Origin of the sequence: Paenirhizobium naphthalenivorans, assembly GCF_007992095.1 — a bacterium.
Taxonomy (GTDB): domain Bacteria; phylum Pseudomonadota; class Alphaproteobacteria; order Rhizobiales; family Rhizobiaceae; genus Allorhizobium; species Allorhizobium naphthalenivorans.
Window position 1 is genome coordinate 203,523 of record NZ_BJZP01000004.1, and the last position, 17,301, is coordinate 220,823.

The 17,301-nt window shown below is 62.5% G+C and carries 17 protein-coding genes and 1 riboswitch; of the genes, 7 read left to right on the plus strand and 10 right to left on the minus strand.

Annotated features, from left to right (window positions below; translation table 11 throughout):
- Positions 1-12: 12 nt before the first annotated feature.
- Entirely contained in the window at positions 13-1,725 is a 1,713-nt protein-coding gene (locus RNA01_RS06070) for a putative bifunctional diguanylate cyclase/phosphodiesterase (RefSeq protein WP_147179060.1), read from the minus strand.
- 230 nt (positions 1,726-1,955) lie between these two features.
- Between RNA01_RS06070 and RNA01_RS06075 the strand changes: the two genes are divergently transcribed.
- The gene (locus RNA01_RS06075) at positions 1,956-3,083 is read left to right on the plus strand and encodes an NAD(P)/FAD-dependent oxidoreductase (RefSeq protein ID WP_147179061.1); all 1,128 of its coding nucleotides are present in this window, start codon (positions 1,956-1,958) and stop codon (positions 3,081-3,083) included.
- 93 nt (positions 3,084-3,176) lie between these two features.
- Positions 3,177-5,285: a S9 family peptidase gene (locus RNA01_RS06080; protein ID WP_147179062.1), complete on the plus strand. Its 2,109-nt coding sequence runs from the start codon at positions 3,177-3,179 to the stop codon at positions 5,283-5,285.
- Positions 5,286-5,482: 197 nt separating this feature from the next.
- Here RNA01_RS06080 and RNA01_RS06085 read toward each other — a convergent pair whose 3' ends face one another.
- Positions 5,483-6,103 (minus strand): glutathione S-transferase family protein, encoded by a 621-nt coding sequence (locus RNA01_RS06085; protein WP_147179063.1) that lies wholly within the window; start codon positions 6,101-6,103, stop codon positions 5,483-5,485.
- A 235-nt stretch (positions 6,104-6,338) separates the two neighbouring features.
- Between RNA01_RS06085 and RNA01_RS06090 the strand changes: the two genes are divergently transcribed.
- Together RNA01_RS06090 and RNA01_RS06095 are read left to right on the plus strand one after the other, a co-directional pair.
- Positions 6,339-7,631 (plus strand): DUF2254 domain-containing protein, encoded by a 1,293-nt coding sequence (locus RNA01_RS06090; protein WP_147179064.1) that lies wholly within the window; start codon positions 6,339-6,341, stop codon positions 7,629-7,631.
- Positions 7,632-7,929: 298 nt separating this feature from the next.
- A complete protein-coding gene (locus RNA01_RS06095; protein ID WP_147179065.1) occupies positions 7,930-8,250 on the plus strand; it encodes a hypothetical protein in 321 nt (106 codons plus the stop codon).
- A gap of 92 nt (positions 8,251-8,342) precedes the next feature.
- Here RNA01_RS06095 and RNA01_RS06100 read toward each other — a convergent pair whose 3' ends face one another.
- Positions 8,343-9,068 carry a cation efflux transmembrane domain-containing protein gene (locus RNA01_RS06100; RefSeq protein ID WP_147179066.1) on the minus strand — a complete coding sequence of 242 codons (726 nt, stop codon included), beginning with the start codon at positions 9,066-9,068 and terminating at the stop codon, positions 8,343-8,345.
- An 83-nt stretch (positions 9,069-9,151) separates the two neighbouring features.
- Here RNA01_RS06100 and RNA01_RS06105 point away from each other — a divergent pair, with 83 nt between their 5' ends.
- The 3 genes from RNA01_RS06105 (at position 9,152) to RNA01_RS06115 (ending at position 10,981) form a co-directional block, all read left to right on the plus strand.
- Entirely contained in the window at positions 9,152-9,565 is a 414-nt protein-coding gene (locus tag RNA01_RS06105) for a MerR family transcriptional regulator (RefSeq protein WP_147179067.1), read from the plus strand.
- A gap of 317 nt (positions 9,566-9,882) precedes the next feature.
- The gene (locus RNA01_RS06110; RefSeq protein ID WP_147179068.1) at positions 9,883-10,371 is read left to right on the plus strand and encodes a GNAT family N-acetyltransferase; all 489 of its coding nucleotides are present in this window, start codon (positions 9,883-9,885) and stop codon (positions 10,369-10,371) included.
- Between the two features lie 43 nt (positions 10,372-10,414).
- Entirely contained in the window at positions 10,415-10,981 is a 567-nt protein-coding gene (locus RNA01_RS06115; RefSeq protein WP_147179069.1) for a type 1 glutamine amidotransferase family protein, read from the plus strand.
- A gap of 291 nt (positions 10,982-11,272) precedes the next feature.
- On the opposite strand, the gene RNA01_RS06125 is transcribed toward RNA01_RS06115, so the two are convergent.
- From RNA01_RS06125 to RNA01_RS06155, 7 genes are all read right to left on the minus strand, one after another.
- Complete coding sequence (locus RNA01_RS06125) at positions 11,273-12,007, minus strand: CbtA family protein (protein WP_147179070.1); 735 nt, start codon at positions 12,005-12,007, stop codon at positions 11,273-11,275.
- Positions 12,008-12,018: 11 nt separating this feature from the next.
- Positions 12,019-12,195 carry a CbtB domain-containing protein gene (locus tag RNA01_RS06130; protein WP_147179071.1) on the minus strand — a complete coding sequence of 59 codons (177 nt, stop codon included), beginning with the start codon at positions 12,193-12,195 and terminating at the stop codon, positions 12,019-12,021.
- 129 nt (positions 12,196-12,324) lie between these two features.
- Positions 12,325-12,535: riboswitch (cobalamin riboswitch) on the minus strand.
- A gap of 73 nt (positions 12,536-12,608) precedes the next feature.
- Complete coding sequence (locus RNA01_RS06135) at positions 12,609-12,833, minus strand: hypothetical protein (protein ID WP_147179072.1); 225 nt, start codon at positions 12,831-12,833, stop codon at positions 12,609-12,611.
- A 173-nt stretch (positions 12,834-13,006) separates the two neighbouring features.
- Positions 13,007-13,924: a c-type cytochrome gene (locus tag RNA01_RS06140; protein WP_147179073.1), complete on the minus strand. Its 918-nt coding sequence runs from the start codon at positions 13,922-13,924 to the stop codon at positions 13,007-13,009.
- Between the two features lie 104 nt (positions 13,925-14,028).
- The gene (locus RNA01_RS06145; RefSeq protein ID WP_147179074.1) at positions 14,029-14,472 is read right to left on the minus strand and encodes a c-type cytochrome; all 444 of its coding nucleotides are present in this window, start codon (positions 14,470-14,472) and stop codon (positions 14,029-14,031) included.
- 272 nt (positions 14,473-14,744) lie between these two features.
- Positions 14,745-15,593: a metallophosphoesterase gene (locus tag RNA01_RS06150; RefSeq protein ID WP_147179075.1), complete on the minus strand. Its 849-nt coding sequence runs from the start codon at positions 15,591-15,593 to the stop codon at positions 14,745-14,747.
- A gap of 365 nt (positions 15,594-15,958) precedes the next feature.
- Positions 15,959-17,245: an NAD(P)/FAD-dependent oxidoreductase gene (locus tag RNA01_RS06155; RefSeq protein WP_147179076.1), complete on the minus strand. Its 1,287-nt coding sequence runs from the start codon at positions 17,243-17,245 to the stop codon at positions 15,959-15,961.
- Positions 17,246-17,301: the final 56 nt, after the last annotated feature.

Below are 17,301 nucleotides of genomic sequence, written 5' to 3' on the forward strand. Positions count from 1 at the left end.
GCGCCGACGCTTTCAGGCGGGGTTCCCGCCTTTCGTCGGCGTTCCGCGCCCGGTAATCTCGGCGTAGGCTTCGATCGGTTCGGCCTTGCCGATGAGAAAGCCCTGGATGTTCTGGCAGCGTTCCTGGGTAAGGAAATCCAATTGCTCCGGCGTCTCCACACCTTCGGCAACGATCGGGATATTGAGCCCGCGGCCGAGTCCGATGACCGCACGCACGATTTCGTTTGCGTGGTTGTCGGTGGAGAGCTTGGCTGTGAACGATTTGTCGATCTTCAGTGTGTCGAAAGGGAAAGCCTGCAGGTAGGAGAGCGACGAATAGCCGGTGCCGAAATCGTCCATGGCAATCTGCACGCCGAGCGCCTTCAAACCGCGCAAGATATGCAGGGCGCGCGAGAAGTCGTGCACCAGCACGCCTTCGGTCACCTCGAGTTCCAGCCGAGTGGGTTCGAGGCCGGTTTCGAGCAGGATCGACTGGACGAGCTGGACCAGATCGCCATGGCGGAACTGCACGGGTGACAGGTTGACCGAGATGCGCAGGTGGGCCGGCCAGGTCGCGGCCTCTCTGCAGGCCGTGCGAAGCACCCATTCGCCGATTTCGATGATCTGCCCGCTTTCCTCCGCTATGGGAATGAAGAAGTCCGGCCCCAGCAGTCCCTTGGTCGGGTGGCGCCAGCGCACCAGCGCCTCGAAACCATAGACAGTGCGGTCGACACTCGCCTGGGGCTGATAAAGCAGCTCGAGTTCGCCGTTTTGGGTCGCGTTCTGAAGGTCGAGTTGCAGAACGCGCTGATCGTGCATGCGCCTGTCCATGGATGGTTCGAATGTACGGATCGCGCCTCGCCCGTCGGCCTTGGCGCGATAGAGTGCGGCATCCGAGCTGCTGAGCAGGCTGGCGCGGTCCTCTCCGTCGTCGGGATAGATGGCAAGACCAATCGAAAGTCCCACCGTGAGAGGATGACCGTTGAACTGGATCGGGAGCTTGGCGGCCTCGCTCAGGCGCCGTGCCAGCGCGCCTGCGCTCTCCGGCTGGTTCTTGCCGCCTGAAAGAAAGCAGAATTCGTCGCCACCCAGACGTGCGACAACGTCGGTCGGGCCGAGGCAATCCTTGAAGCGCTTGCCCAAGGCGGAGAGCACGGCATCCCCCGCCGCATGGCCGAAAACGTCGTTGATGTCCTTGAACCGGTCCACGTCGACCGAAAGCACGCTGAACTTGCGCTGCGTCACGCGCGCCTCCTCGATCCGGCTGTCGAGCGCCTCCGTCAAGACGGCGCGGTTCGGGAGTTCCGTCAATACGTCATGGGTTGCCAGGAAGGAGACGCGCCGCTCGGCGCGTACTTGGTCGGTCACGTCGCGCTGGGTGGACAGGATGAGGTCGCCCTCCAGCAGCCGGTCGTGGATCGCCAGGATGCGATCGCCGACTTCGTGCTGTGCCTCGAATATCCCATCGCGTTTCAGGGTGGCGACAAGCCGTTCGAAAAAGACCCTTGGGTCGCTTTTCCAATCATAGAGGGCGCCCGAACTGATCATCTCGGCGAAAGTGATGTCTTTATGCCAGCGCTCATCGACGTGATAGAAGTCACGGAAACAACGGTTGAGATAGAGAGGTCTCCCGTCGAGTTGAAGAAGGCCGACGGCGAGTGGCAGGTTCTCCATTGCCAGTTCCAGCGCTTTCACCCGATGTCTGAGTGAATTGGTGTAGGGTTTCGGATGCTGAATCTCGGACATGGCCACACTGTTCCCGAATTTGTGTTAGTATACCCTAAAATGGCTAAGCAATGGTTGAAATCGAGTTTCAACACTTCACGCTGCGATTGATTGCATCAAATTCACTCCGATTAAGACTATCGAGTGGCCCGCGCGTTCCTGGGGCCGCAACGTCCTGCGGCGAACCGCCGCTTTTCAAGTTCGATAAATATTCGTATATATGAAGGAACGTTTCAATCTGGGAGAACGCCGTGACCAATATTACCGTTCTCGGCTCCGGTTTCGGCGCCTTGACCACGATCCGCGAACTGCGCCGCAACGGTGTCGACGGCGAGATCACCGTGATCTCGCCGCGCGACGAGCTGCACTATCTGCCAAGTTCGATCTGGCTTCCGGCCGGTCTGCGCAAGGGCGGTGAGCTGAAGATCCCGCTTGCCGGTTTCTTCGCCGAGCACAAGGTCCGCCATGTGAAAGCCTCCGTAACCGGGCTCGCTGAGGGCGGCCGCAAGGTGCTGACGGATGTCGGTGAATTTGCCACCGACCAGCTGGTGGTGGCGACCGGCGGACGCTTCATCCGCAAGCTGCCCGGCATCGAGCATGCGCTGGTGCCGTGCGAAGGCATCGCCGTCGGCGAGGAGATCGCCCGCCGCCTCGAGGCCATGGATGGCGGCACGATTGCCATCGGTTTCGCGTCCAATCCCAACGAACAGGGCGCCGTACGCGGCGGGCCGATGTTCGAATTCCTCTTCATCATCGATAGCCTGCTGCGCCGGCAGGGCAGGCGCGATCGCTTCAAGCTGGTCTTCTTCAATCCCTCGACGCGGCCCGGTCAGCGTCTTGGCGACAAGGCGGTCGACGGCCTGCTGAAGGAAATGGCGCGGCGCGGCATCGAGACCCGGCTCGGTCACAAGATGGTCCGGCTTGAGGCTGACAAGGTGGTGACCGAGGGTGGCGAGTTTCCCGCCGACCTGATCCTGTTCATGCCGGGGCTTACCGGCCCGGCATGGCTTGCCGATGCCGATCTCCCGCTTTCGCCGGGCGGTATGATCGCCGCTGACGAGAAATGCCGGGTCAGGGACCGAGACGGCGTCTGGGTGGTCGGCGACAGCGGCAGCTTTCCCGGCCCCGACTGGCTGCCGAAGCAGGCGCATCAGGCCGATCTTCAGGCCAAGGCCGCCGCGCAAAACATCGCCGCGGTGCTTTCGGGCAGGGCTCCTGCGGCCGATTTTAAGCCGGAGCTGATCTGCATCGTCGACATGCTGGACACCGCCATGCTCGTCTATCGCAGCGAGACGCGCAGTTTCGTCGGCCCGAAGATGAAGATCTTCCATTGGCTGAAACGTTATTTCGAACAGCACTATCTGCGCGTCTACCGCTGAGGGGCGGGCGCGATTGCGCCTTGATCCCCGGGCTCGGCCTCTCTATCTCTCGGAGGATCATTTCTGATTTCCTCCGAGAAGGAAGGCCTTCCCTTGTCCGTCTTTTCCCATCTGCCCACGCCCCCCGTCGCTGCCAAGAAGCCCGTCTCCGACACCCGCCACGGCATCACCCGCACCGACGATTACGCCTGGATGCGCGCCGACAACTGGCAGGCGATGTTCAAGGATCCGACCTTGCTCGATGCGGCGTTGCGCAAGCACCTCGAGGCCGAGAACGCCTATATGGAAGCGGCCATGGCCGACACAAAGGCGCTGCAAAAGACGCTGTTTGCCGAGATGAAGGGGCGTATCAAGGAGGATGATTCGTCCATCCCGATGAAGGACGGTCCTTATGCCTATGGCACCGCTTTCGTTACCGGTGGCGAGCAGCCGCGCTATTTCCGTATCCCGCGCGACGCCGACCACAAGGACGAGAGCCAGCGGCACCTCCTGCTCGACGGTGACAAGGAGGCGGCGAATAAGGATTATTTCCGTCTCGCCGGGATCGATCACTCGACCGATCATGCCTTTGGCATCTGGGGCTATGATGACAAGGGTTCGGAATATTTCACCCTTCGCGTGCGCAACCTCGAAACCGGCGAGGATCTTGCCGACGTGATCGAGAACACCGGCGGCGGCGGTGCCTGGGCGCCTGACGGCAAGAGCTTCTTCTATACCCTGCAAGACGAGAACCATCGCCCCTCCAAGGTCTTCCATCACATTGTCGGTGAACCGCAATCGCAAGACCGGCTGGTCTACGAGGAAAAGGATCCGGGCTTTTTCATGGGCGTCGGCGGCTCGCTGCTCGACGACTTCATCTATCTCGACATCCATGACCATGAGACCTCGGAATACCGTATCCTTTCCACCAAGGATCTCACCGCGGAGCCGATGCTGGTCGCCGAGCGGATTGAAAGCATCGAATATTCTCTGACCGAAGGCGGCGATGTCTTCTACATCCTGACCAACGATGGCGATGCCAAGGATTTCAAGATCATGGAGGCTCCGGTCACGGCGCCGGGCAAGGAGAACTGGAAGGAAGTCGTTCCCCATACGCCGGGCCTGCTGATCCTCAACCACATGGCCTTTGCCCGCCACCTCGTCTGGCTGCAACGCCGCAACGGCCTGCCGGAGATCATGATCCGCGACCGGAAGAGCGGCGAGGAACACGCCATCGCCTTTGCCGAGGAGGCCTATTCGCTCGGCCTCCAGGGGGCGGCCGAATATGATACCGACGTCATCCGTTTCACCTATTCGTCGATGACGACGCCGACCCAGCTGTTTGACTATAATATGGCGACCCGCGAGCGCGGACTGCTGAAGACCCAGCAAGTGCCCTCCGGCCACAATCCGGACGATTATGTCACCCGTCGCGTCTTTGCCCCGTCGCATGACGGCATCGACGTGCCGGTGACGCTGCTTTATCGCAAGGACACCAGGCTTGACGGCTCCGCGCCCTGCCTGCTCTACGGCTACGGCGCCTACGGTATCTCGATTCCGGCCGGCTTCAACACCAGTTGCCTGTCTCTGGTCGACCGCGGCTTCGTCTATGCCATCGCCCATATCCGCGGCGGCAAGGACAAGGGCTTCCAATGGTACGAAGACGGCAAGATGGAGAAGAAGGAAAACACCTTCAAGGATTTCATCGCCGCCGCCGACCATCTGGTGAAGGAGGGCTTCACATCTTACGACCGGATCATCGCCGAAGGCGGCTCTGCCGGCGGCATGCTGATGGGGGCGATTGCCAACATGGCGCCGGAGAAATTTGCCGGCATCATCGCCGCCGTGCCCTTTGTCGACGTACTGAACACCATGCTTGACGACACCCTGCCGCTCACCCCGCCGGAATGGGGCGAATGGGGAAATCCGATCGAGTCGCTCGAGGAATACAATTGGATCGCCGCCTATTCGCCTTACGACAATGTCGGGGCCAAGGCCTATCCGCCGATCCTGGCCCTCTCCGGCCTGACCGACCCGCGCGTCACCTATTGGGAGCCGACGAAATGGATCGCCAAACTGCGCGAAAAGGCGCCTGACGCCGGTCCCTATCTCCTGAAGACCAACATGGCCGCAGGCCACGGCGGCAAATCCGGGCGCTTCCAGCGGCTGGAGGAGGTGGCCTTTGAATACGCTTTCGCCATAAAGGTGGCGGGAAAGATGTGAGGAGAGGGGCCGGCATGCCCCTTGGGGGCATGCGTGCTGGCGCTGCTATTCTTCGGGTGAAGTCAACGGTGGAGGCCGCGCATCACTCCACATCCGCACTTCATCCAGAAGTCCTTGCACCGTCTGGAAGACTTCCGTGATTTCATATTGGACGGAAACCGGTGCTATCGAGCACATTGCGCCGGTTGGTCTTCCATTTACTCCTCATACCAGGCGTGCACCGCCTTGACGGCGGGGCGCTCCTCCATCCGCTTCATGTGGTCTTGAACTCCGGGGAAATCGGCCGGATCGACGCCATCGCTTTCCAGCCAGCCGGCAATCGCAAACAGATAGGGGTCGCAGATCGAATAGGCTTGGCCCATCACCCAGGGGCCGAGAAATAAGTCCTTCTCGATCAGCGCAAAGCAATCGCCCATGTTCTTGGCGACCTTGGCCTGCATCGCTGTAATCGCCGTCTGATCATCGGCCCAACGACTGGCGCGGCGCCCATGGGCATGGGCGACATGCACGGTGGAGCACAGATAGCTGTTGAAGGCCTGTATCTGGCCGAAGGCAAAGCTGTCATCGACCGGTGCCAGTTTCGCCTCCGGCGCGCTTTGGGCGATATAGGCCAGAATCGCCGGCGTTTCCGTCAGCACGCCCCGGTCGGTCACCAGCGCTGGAACGCGGCCCTTGGGATTGATCGCCAGAAAATCGGCTGCCATCTGCTCCCCCTTGGTGAAGTCGATCCGCTGTGCCTCATAGGCGATGCCGGCCTCCTGAAGGGCGATATGAGAGGCAAAAGAGCATGTGCCCTTGGCGACAAAGAGTTTTAGCACGGTGTTTCTCCCGAATACGCTGTTTTCCAATGCTTACCCATCTCGCTGCCTTGGCGCCAGATGGGGTGCCTGGCCTCTCGCCATTGTCACGCCGTTGTGAGCCAGAACACCCCGCGCAAAACTGCGCAGCGGTTTCGCGATAACGGCATGTATCAAAGCGGACACGCTAGGCCCTTGCATTCTGATCCGGCTCCGCCACATTGCCTTCAGTGAATGGCGTATTGAGTGAGGCACGATGAACCGGACCTGGTGGCTGGCCCTGCAAATCACCAAGCGGCTATGGTTCCGCGCCACGCTGTTCGCCATTATGGCGGTGGTGACCGCTGTCGTCGGCATTGCCGTCGGCCCTTATATACCCGATCGCCTGTCCGATCTGATCGGCGCCAAGGCGGTCGACGCCATTCTGACCATTCTCGCGTCGAGCATGCTGGCGGTCACCACGTTTTCGCTTTCCACGCTCGTCTCCGCCACCACGGCGGCCGCCAGCAGCGGGACCCCGCGTGCCGTCAGTCTGATTCTGGAGGACGGCACCGCCCAGACGGCGCTGTCGACCTTCCTCGGCGCCTTCCTGTTTTCCCTTGTCGGACTGATCGCGCTCAATGCCGGTCTCTATGGCGGCGGCGGCCGTCTGGTTCTCTTCGCGGCGACGCTGGCGGTGGTCCTGCTGATCGTCACCATGCTGCTGCGCTGGATCGACCATCTCGCAGGCCTTGGCAATGTCGGCGAGACGATCCGCCGGGCGGCGGAAAAGGCCGCCGATGGAATGGCGTTGAACAGCGAACGACCGGCACTTGGCGGCCGCGTTCTCGACGGTGTTCCGCAAGACGCCGTGCCGCTTTATCATGATCAGGTCGGCTATATCCGGCACCTCGACATGGGCCGGTTGCAGCGGCTGGCGGAAGGGCTCGAGGCGAAGCTTCATGTGACGCAGAGGCCGGGCGATTTCTGTTCGCTGGCTAGACCGGTGCTTTATGTCGAAGCGGCGGCGGGTTTCGGCGACGATCCCGAGGCCACCCGGGCGGCGCTGGGCAATGCCTTCACCGTCGGCGATTCCCGCAGCTATGATCAGGATCCGCTGCTCGGCCTGACGGTTCTTTCTGAAGTGGCCTCGCGGGCGTTGTCTCCCGGCATCAACGATCCCGGCACAGCGATCGATGTGGTCACGCAGGTGACGCGGCTCCTGTCGCGGACCGCGATGCCGGCCGATGCCGCGTCAAAAAAGGAAGGTGATGTGGCGGAGCCGGAATACCCGCGCGTCTTCGTCAGGACGATTGATCCGGCCACCTTTGTGGACGTCGCCTTCCTGGCGATCTCGCGCGACGGTGCCGGTCTGATCGAGGTGGTGCTGGCCGTCCAGACGGCGCTGGATGCCCTGGCCGCCAGCTCAGATCCGGCGCTTTCCGGCGCGGCGCTGGCCATGGCGGAGACCGCCTGCAAGCGGGGGCTGGCGACACTCGCCTTCGAGGACGACCGGCGGCGGCTTGAGGCGGTCCGGCTCTCGTCAGATCTGCGTCAATCCATGGGGTGAGCCCCCTGTGGGGTACAACGCACGCAGAGCGCGAAAGCCCTCCCGGCGATCCCCGCTTGCTCATGACCTGGTCGTTGAGACGTCTCTCTCCACGCCGTGACGCGCGCCGACAAAGCCTTGCCGAGGTCTTGCTCAGGGTCGGCATGGCCATCGACGATGTGACGTGTGTCACGAAGCAGCCTCACGGCTGGTAGAAATTGTCAAGCAGTTGGAGGCTGTAAACGACGGTTCGCCACTGCGTGACGCAAGCCTCGCGCAAGCTTCAATGGTTAACAAATGATTAATTGTTGGAAAGTGAGTGTCTGCCATGCGGATCGATAGCGGCCTTAGCGGCTATTCCTACCAGAGCCGGTACGTGCCCAGCGCGACCGAAAGCGAAGATACTTCGGCGGATGCGACAGCGACCGCCAAGCCGCGCTCGTCCGGTAATAGCGCGTTCAGCAGCACACTCCTGTCATCCAACCTGGCAACGGCGCTGTGGATCGTCGAAGGTGGCCGCAAGGCAGCCGCGGCCCCTCGCGCGGATCTCTCCGCCGCCGCCGATGAGGCGCCTGCCGTCTCCATCACAGAAAAGGTCGAAGCGCTCTATCGCGAATATGAGCTGAGCGACGACGCCTGAGTCTGACCTGGCCGCTCAAGGGCAATGAGAAAAGGGCGCCGGTGGCGCCCTTCGTCGTTTTATGGTCGTGAATGGCTTTCCCATCCTTGGCGTCAATGCGCGTGGTCGTGATGGCTCTCATGACCATGCGCATGGTCGGCGCCGATAGCGCAGGACGTGCCGCAACCACAGCCTTCCTCGGCCTTTTTAGCCAGTGCCTCCGCGCCGCCCTGCTTCCATTCCTGGTAGGATTGCCAGAGGATTTGTGTCGAGGAGTTGAGGAACAGTCCGGCCATGATGAAGGCGACGGTAAGGTCCGGCCAGGCGGTCGCCGTGCCCCAGACGCCGAGCGCGGCGATCATGACGATCACATTGCCGATTGCGTCATTGCGTGAGCAGAGCCAGACGGAGCGGACATTGGCGTCGCCGTCCTTGTAGTTCATCAGCAGCAGCACGCTCGCGACATTGGCGGCGAGCGCCATGAGGCCAATGGCCCCCATCACCGGCGCTTCCGGCATGCCATCGTAGAAAACCCGCCAGAGGGTCGAGCCGAACACCCACAGCCCCATGAGAAAAAGGCTGATTCCCTTTGCGGCCGCTGCCGTGCTTCTGACCTTCAGCGACGCGCCGATCACGGCCAGCGAAATGCCGTAGGTCACGGCGTCGGCGAAGAAATCCAGCGCGTCGGCCTGGAGCGCCTGCGAGCGCGCGAACTGGCCGGCCGTCATCTCGACGACGAACATCGCCGCGTTGATGAAGATCACCATCCACAGTCGCTGCTTGTAGGTGTCTGACATGCCGTCGAAGGGGCCGTGGCTATGGCCGTGGCTGGCACTCATGCTGATTCCTTTCGGTCTTGAACTGGTCCGAGACCCTACCTAATGTCTATAGTGACTAGAGGTTCAAGGGGGTTTTGTGCGAAATGTACTCGATCGGCGATTTGTCGCGACGCACTGGTGTCAAGGTTCCGACCATCCGCTACTACGAGCAGGCGGGCCTGATCGCAGCGCCTGACAGGTCGCAGGGCAACCAGCGGCGCTACGAGAAGGGTGATCTCGAGCGGCTGACCTTCATTCGCCACGCCCGCGACCTCGGCTTTCCCATCGAGGCGATCCGTGAGCTTCTGGCGCTGAGCGGTCATCCGGATCAGCCCTGCGAGCGCGCCGATCACATCGCCCGTGAGCAGCTTGAGGGCGTGCGCGAGAAGATCGCCCGGCTGAGGAAGCTGGAGCTTGAGCTCGACCGGATCGTGACCCATTGTGAGGGCCACAGCGTCGGCGACTGCTATGTCATTCGCGCGTTGTCCGATCATGGGCTGTGCGACCGCGAGCATTGAGGGACGGTTTTGACCAAGGTGGGCTTCGAGAAGCGGCTGACCGACCGGGCGGGCAATCCGCTTGAGCGGTAAGGGGCGGTGTTGGGAGGCCGATTCTGCCCAAAACGCCCAATCGAGCCCATTGACAATCGATTGAAACCGGCGCATTGAAGCCGCCATGATCATCGCACGCGCACCCATCTCCTGCACGTATTTTTGGGCCTACCGGTAACCGGCGGCTCGACAGATCATCATGTCAACAGGCCGCCGTCAGGCGGCCTTGTTGTTTTCAAGACAAAAGCTCTCCCTGACGGCGCAAACGAAAAAGGGAAGCGAAAATGACTGAAGATACCGATATTACCCTGCCGCGGCCGCCCGTCGTGGTGATCCGCGCCGCAAAGCCCCATGACCTGCCGCAGCTGAACGCGATGATCGCGGCGCTTGCCATGCACCACGGCGACGCCTCGGCGATGACGCCGGAAAAGCTTGAGCGCGACCTGTTCGGCCCCATGCCGTGGATCACCGCGCTGGTGGCCGACGGCGGCGAGGGCCTGATCGGCTATGCCATTCTCGTGCCGCTCTACAGAGCGCAGGAAGGCAAGCGTGGTATGGATCTGCATCATCTCTATGTCAGCGATGGCCAGCGCGGCAATGGCATCGGCCAGCACCTCGTCGCCCGTGCAAGGGAGCTTGCCCGCCAGTCCGGCTGCGACTACCTTTCGGTCAGCGCAGCAACCGGCAATTTCGCCGCCCATCGCTTCTACGAGCACATGGATTTCGTGCCGCGCCCGGTGACCGGCATGCGCTACATGCAGGCGCTTTCGTAAGCGCGGCCACGCCCAGACTTCGTTTCCAAGGAGAATTTTTGCCATGCCCCGCATTGCCGTCGCACTCCAGGCCGATTTCGCTGATTGGGAGCCCGCGCTCCTGATGGCCGCCGCCCGCTATTATCTTGGTTGCGAGGTCCTGTCGGCCTCGCCGGATGGAGCCCCGGTCACGTCGATGGGTGGGCTCAAAGTCACCCCGGACCTGAGTTTTGCCGACATCGATGCCGACCGTTTCGACGCGCTGGTGATCCCCGGTGGTTACGCCTGGGAAAAGGGTCAGGCCTACGATTTCTCGACCTTGGCCACGGCCTTCCACGCCCAGGGCAAGGTTGTCGCCGGCATCTGCGCTGCGGCAAGCGGGCTTGCCGCCACCGGTCTGCTCGATGACGTCGCCCACACCGGCAATTCGCTGGCGTCGCACAGCAACTATCCGGGCTATCACGGCGCGAGCCGTTATCTCGACCAGCCGCAGGCGGTCTCCGACGGCGGCGTGGTCACCGCACCCGGCAATTCGCCGGTCACCTTCACCATGGAAATTCTCAAGGCCCTCGGGCTATGGGCTCCACAGGCCGAGGCCCAGATCAGCGCTTTTGCCCGCGAGCACCGCTGAGATCTCCTTACGGTTTTAGCGCCCGGCGGATGTCGCGGCTGTTGAGGTTGAAGGCCTGACCGGCGGCTGGACCGCGGTCGGCCTTGACGGCGGCTGCCGCGTCAAAGGCGGCGCGATGGGCGGAAAACCACGCGAGGCAGTCTTCAGCGCTCGGGGTTGGGTTTTCCGTCAGGCTGCGAAAGGCAAGCCTGTGGACGAAGCATCGGCTGCCGGACGGCCGGTGCGTAAAGACCAGCGCATCGAGATCGATGCGCCAGTCGAACTCGGGCAGGGGCTGCCTGCCACGTCGCCTCAGGCTTCGCGGCGGCGGCGCAGGTGGCCGCTCAAGCTGCCGAGCAAGGCCCAGAACAGCAGGCTGGTCAGCGTCGCGATGACGACGAAGCGATGCGACATCGTCTCCGGTGCCAAGGCCTGTTCGCCGTCCGGTGGGAGTGGTGCCCCGATGACGTGCGGAAGAGCGATCAGCACGATCGCCGCTGCCGCAGCCCAGGGTTTGCGCTGGAAGAACAGCAGCGCCAGTCCGGCAGTCGTTGATAGCGCGGTGCCTACCCACCAGACCTGACGCTCGAAGAGCGGCGCGGCCGGCGTGCCCGGAAGTTCCGGATGCAGACCGAAGCCCGGTGCGAGCATCACGACGACGAAGCCGCACAGTCCCCAGATCAGGCCGCTTCTCCAGTCGCTTTGGCGACCGGAGATCTGCATGAGCCCATTCAGCACAAGCGCAAAGCCGATGGCCGTCAGAATGTTGGCGGCGAGCGTATAAGCGGTGCGTTCGATGCCGTCAGCCGGGGCCCAGGCGTCTGCGTTGTGGTGGTCGTGCGCTTCGGTGGATGCAGCCGCATCATGACCATGGGCCGTGTCTGCAACCGTGCCGGCGTCGTGGCTCTCGGTCTCGTCTCCGGTTTCATAGACCTCGGCCGCCAGGATCAGCGGCGTGGTCCCCAGGAATTGCGCGAGCGTCACCACCGCACCGACGATCAGCCCGACCAGCACCGAAGTGAAGACGAGCGAACGAAAGAGAGACATCGGTACTCCCCTCAATGGCAAGGGAAGGCGTTGGCGTGACGCGCGTCGTGGGCGGCGTTATGCACCACGTCCATCGGCGAGAAGCCAACGAAGCCGACGATGAACAGGCCGAAAAAGACGCTGAGAAGCGCCGGCGCGATGCGTCCGGCAGCGGACGAGGTGGATGCGGTGATGGTGTTGACGGACATGTTTCCCTCCGAACAATGACGATGAATATCGACGGCCGGAGGAGAGGAAAACGAAGGGCAAGAGGACGGCTGCGGATCAAAAGCTCCGTACCGCACAATTTCCCCGTCTTTCGGACAACCCCGTCCGACAGGCGACGACAGCTAATGGCAGGTCTCCTGGCTTGCGGGTCATGACGTCCGGACAGCCTTCCCGGATCTCTCCAGTGGCATTGTCGTCCAGATATTCGCCGCTCACAGTTGCGGGGGCAGCCACGAATCGAGCCCCGTCAGGGTCGTCCCTATCGTGTTCCCTATTAATCCCCGAAGCGCCGCTTCTGGGGAACCATCCCGGCCACTATCGTGGCGGTCGGCAATTATGTCAATCGCAGGGGAGCGGTCGCGGCAAGAATTGCGGAGAGCCGGGCTGAGACGTCTTAGTGCCGAACGGGTGGGTTCTGCGACCACTGTTGCAGTGTCGTCTTGATCAGCATGAGTGCTGCCCGGTGCGCATGGTCGCGTTCCCTGGGGTCAACGATATTGGAGAGCCGCTTGTCGAAGGCCCGCACGGTTTCGTTCACCCAGCTATGCAGCGCCGGATCCGGATAGCTGTCGAGGAGCGAACGCAGGGCGCTTTCCATTCGACGGCGTTCGATGCTCATGCGTCGGCCCCTGGTCATTGTGATCAAACGCACTTTGATGACCAAGCCTTGTGCGATGCTGGAGGGCGCAAAAGGGCAGCCCCCCAGGATTGGCTCGTTGCACTGGCGCACAGTCTCTCGTTGCGCCGCCTTGTCGTCGGCGGACCCTTATGCGGACGGCGACTGTCCGCCCGTCACTTTACCGCCGGGATCGCCTTCAGATAGGCGGCGATCGCCTCGCGGTCCTCAGCCGGCAGTTCGGCCATGTTCTTCTGCACCTCGACCATAGAGCCGCCGACGCTGTCGAACTCGGGCGTAAAGCCGGTTTCGAGGTAGGAAACGATGTCGCCTTGCGACCACGAACCGATGCTCTTCGATCCGGGCGTGATGTTGGGGATCTGCCCTTCGCCTTCCGGGTTCGGTCCGCCGGCGAGCCATTTGCCGCTCTGGAAGCCGCCCAGCGCATCGCGCGGCGTGTGGCATTCGCCGCAGTGGCCGGGACCTTCGACCAGATATTGGCCGCGCTTCACCGTGTCGGCGGCGGCGGCGATCGTCACGCGCGGCTGTTCGTTGAAGTAGAGGAATTTCCAGCCGCCGAGCAGCAATCGGATGTCGAACGGGAAGGGCAGTTCGTGCGCGGGGGCCACGGCTTCGCTCGCCGGCAGGGTCTTGAGGAAACCGAAGAGGTCGTTGACGTCCTTCGGTGCCATGCGCCCGTAGGAGTTATAGGGAAAGGACGGATAGAGATGCTCGCCGTCGCGCCCGACGCCGCGCGTCAGCGCATCGCCGAATTCGCCAAGCGTCCACGCGCCGATCCCGGCGGTCGGCGAGGAAGAGATATTCGGGGCGTGGAAAGTGCCGAACGGGCTTTGAAGCGGTGCCCCGCCGGACAGGACGAGTCGAGCCTCGCCTTCCGATTTCGCTGCCGCGTGACAACTGCTGCAGCCGCCGGCAAAGAAGATGCGTCGGCCGTTCTCGAGATCCGGCTCGCCAAGGTTCGCCCAGACGGATGGATCCTGGCGATCGGGCGCTGTGACGATGAGAAAAGCGGCGCCGCCGACCATGCCGAGCACGGCCAAGGCGCCAAGCCCCTTCAGCCATTTCGATGCCATAACAGCCTCCGATCCTGTTTCCTGCTCCGACGCGGAAAACCGGCGCGCGCCGCGCTTGCTGTCAGGCAAGTCGGCGCCGCACCGGGCAAAGCATGGTGTTCGCCTTATTTCTTCAGGCGATAGGCCTTGTGACAGGCGCCGCAGGTCTCGCCGACGGCTTTCATCGTGACGGCAGTGCTTGCCTGGTCGGTCGGCAACTGGGCAAGCTGTGCTTCGGCCGCCGTGGTCAGTGCCGCCGCCTTGGCCTTGAAGCCGTCCATGTCCTCCCAGATCTTCAGCGAAGCCTCGGTGTCCATGCCGAGTTCCGAACCGGCCGGGAACTGGTCGGGGAAGGCCTTGCTGACGTCGACCATGGTGGTGAGCGAGGCTTTGACCACCTCCGCGTCAAACGGCTTTTCTCCCTTGACGATCGCGCCGATGGCGCCCATCGCGCCGCCGACCTTCTTCATCATCTCCTGGCGCACGACCTGCGGCTCGTCGGCGGCAACAGCAGCGCTCAGGCCCAGTCCGGTGGCAATGGCGGCTGCCATGACAAGTTTCAACTTCATCGGGTCTCTCCAGTTTCGCGAGCCGGCCGAGCCGGCGGCTTCAGGGGCAAAAATGCGCCAGACGATGTTTGCAGAATCGCATGGCAGGAATGAAGTCACATTCCGGTGAATTGCGCTCCATTGCTCAATGGTCTGATAAATTTCAGGATTTTTCTCGTCGGGCCACTTTAGCGACCGCAGGCCCGTCCTGTCAAAGGGGAGGGGCTGCGCGCGGGCAGCCGCCTGCGTGCGCTCTGGGCCGCTGGCTGGACGAATTGCGCCGCCGCGTCGGGCTAGAGTGGCATGGTACGGCTTTGCTCACGGCCGAAGCCGGTGAGCTCGATGCGGTCGGGATAGACGGCGACGATGGAAAAGGCGTTCTCGTCCGGCGTATCGACCATGCCCTTGACGTTGACGAAATGGGTGCCGCTAAGCAGGCCGTAATTGCCGACGTGGTTATGGCCGCAGAAATAGCCGATCGCGGCGGGCGAACCGGCGATCAGCGCCGAGACCTCTTCCGCGCCCCAGAGATTGTGGTCGCTTTGCGGAAAGAGCGGATAGTGCCCCATGACGATCGCCCGCTCGCCGGCCTGTTCGGCCGCCTTGAGCCGTTCGCCAAGCCAGTCGACCTGGGCCTCGCCCATGCCGGCATTCCAGCTCTGCGCATTGACCGCGCCCGCCGCGGTCAGCGCCGCCAGGCGCTCGGCCGCCTCCACCCGACGCGGATCGTCGAGCGGCGGGGCAAACAGCGAGACCTCATTGCCGTCGGTCAGGATCAGTCGCACGCCGTTCAAGGCGAAGTCATGGTAAGGCGCGGGCATGCCGAGCTTGTCGTGCACCTCGGTCAGCCGGTCGGCCGCGACGGCGAAGTCGTGATTGCCGGGCAGGAAGTGATGCGCGTGGCGCAGCTTTGCGTAAAGCGGCAGTACCCGGTCGAAATTGTCCCAGTCGCGGTCGATGACGTCGCCGAGCGTCACGACGAAGTCGAGCGTCTCGCCGTTGAAATGATCGATCGCCGCTTCGAGCTTGCCGAGGCTTTGGCCGTAGTGCCGATTGAGCCGTGTATTGGGCTCGATCGGCGCATATTGCGGGTCGGCGATCAGGCCGAAGCGGAGGAGGGGGAAGGAATTTTCTACGGGCATTTTCGATATGTCATGAAAGGGATGCGCCGGACATAGGCGCGGCCCATGACAGTTGTGTGACGGTTGCCGTCTGTCGTTCGTCGCCCCTTGAGGTCGGCAAGGAAGGGGTGGTGGGTGGAAACGGCTGGGCCGGCGGCTCCTCGCGTCTCGGCGGCGACGGGGCTGCCGTTGCCATCAAACGGACCGTCTCCGACGACGGGTGCGTTCACTTCGGATCGACGGTCTGCGAGCGGCCGACATGTCTACAACGAAAAACTCCCCCAAAGGACGAACCTATCTGCCCGGAGGTATCCGTCCAGATAGGTTCGTCTCCGGGGGAGGCGGGGGGAGCCTGTGTCGCGCCCGAAGGCGCGAAAGACCATTGATCAGTCGTCGAACTTGACGGCCTTGAGCTTGTCGATGCCGAGCACCTGCAGCGCCAGCTTCTCGTAGAAGGGCTCAGCCTTGCCGCTCTTGATCTTGTGCAGGAAGTACTTCTCGAAACCGATCTTGGCGGCGTGAACCCACTTGCCCTCGGACGCCCAGTTGACGTTTCGCGGCGGGATCTGCGGCTGGGCCACGAAGGCGATGCCCCCGTCACCGAAGTCGGCGAGGCAAACCGCGTTCCAAGTGCCCTGGGCGTTGGGATTTTCGCCCTTGACGAGGCGGGCGATATTCTGGGCCGTCGCCGTCGCCATGCTCTCGATCATGAAACCGGTCTTCGGCACACCCACGGGCACCGGCGTCTTGCCGGTCGGCGGAATGGCAATGCAGACACCGATGGCGAAGATATTCGGATATTTGCTGTTCTGCTGGTGCTTGTCGACCAGGATGAAGCCGCGCGGATTGGTTAGACCCTCGATATCGCGCACCGCCTCGACGCCGCGGAAAGCCGGCAGCATCATCGTGTAGTTGGAGGGAACCTCATGGATGGCCTTGGTCGAGCCGTCCTCGTTGACCTCCTCGACCGTCACCTTGTCGGCCTCGAACTTCTGCACCTTGGAATTGGTGATCCATTTGATGTGCTTGGAGCGCATGGCGCTCTCGAGCAGGCCCTTGGTATCGCCGACGCCGTCGAGGCCGAGGTGGCCGATATAGGGCTCGGAGGTGACGAAGGTCATCGGCACCTTGTCGCGCACCTTGGCATCGCGCAGCGCCTTTTCCAGGATGAAGGCGAATTCATAGGCCGGACCGTAGCAGGATGCACCCTGTACCGCGCCGATCACCACCGGTCCAGGATTGGCCACGAGCTTCTTGAACGCGTCCTGTGCCGAGAGCGCATGGTCGATGTGGCAGACCGAATGGGTATTGGCTTCAGGTCCGAAGCCTTCGATCTCGTCGAAGGCGAGTTCCGGACCGGTGGCGATGACGAGATAATCGTAATCGACGAAGGACCCGTCGGTGAGCTCTATGCGATTGTCCGAGGCGTGCAGCCGCTTGGCGCCCTGCGGGTAAAGCCCGATGTCGCGCTTCTTGCAGGCCGGTTCGAGATCGACCTCGATGCTTTCGCGATCACGCCAACCGACGGCGACCCAAGGGTTCGACGGGACGAAGGAATATTTCGAGCCCTTGTTGATGATACTGACCTTGTCGCTCGGCGACAAATTGTCTCTCAACTCGTAGGCCATGATCGTGCCGCCGAGACCGGCACCGAGAATGACGATATGCGCCATGAAGCAACCTCCCATTTTGCTGCAAAATATATGAGATGTAGTATGTACGAAGCTTC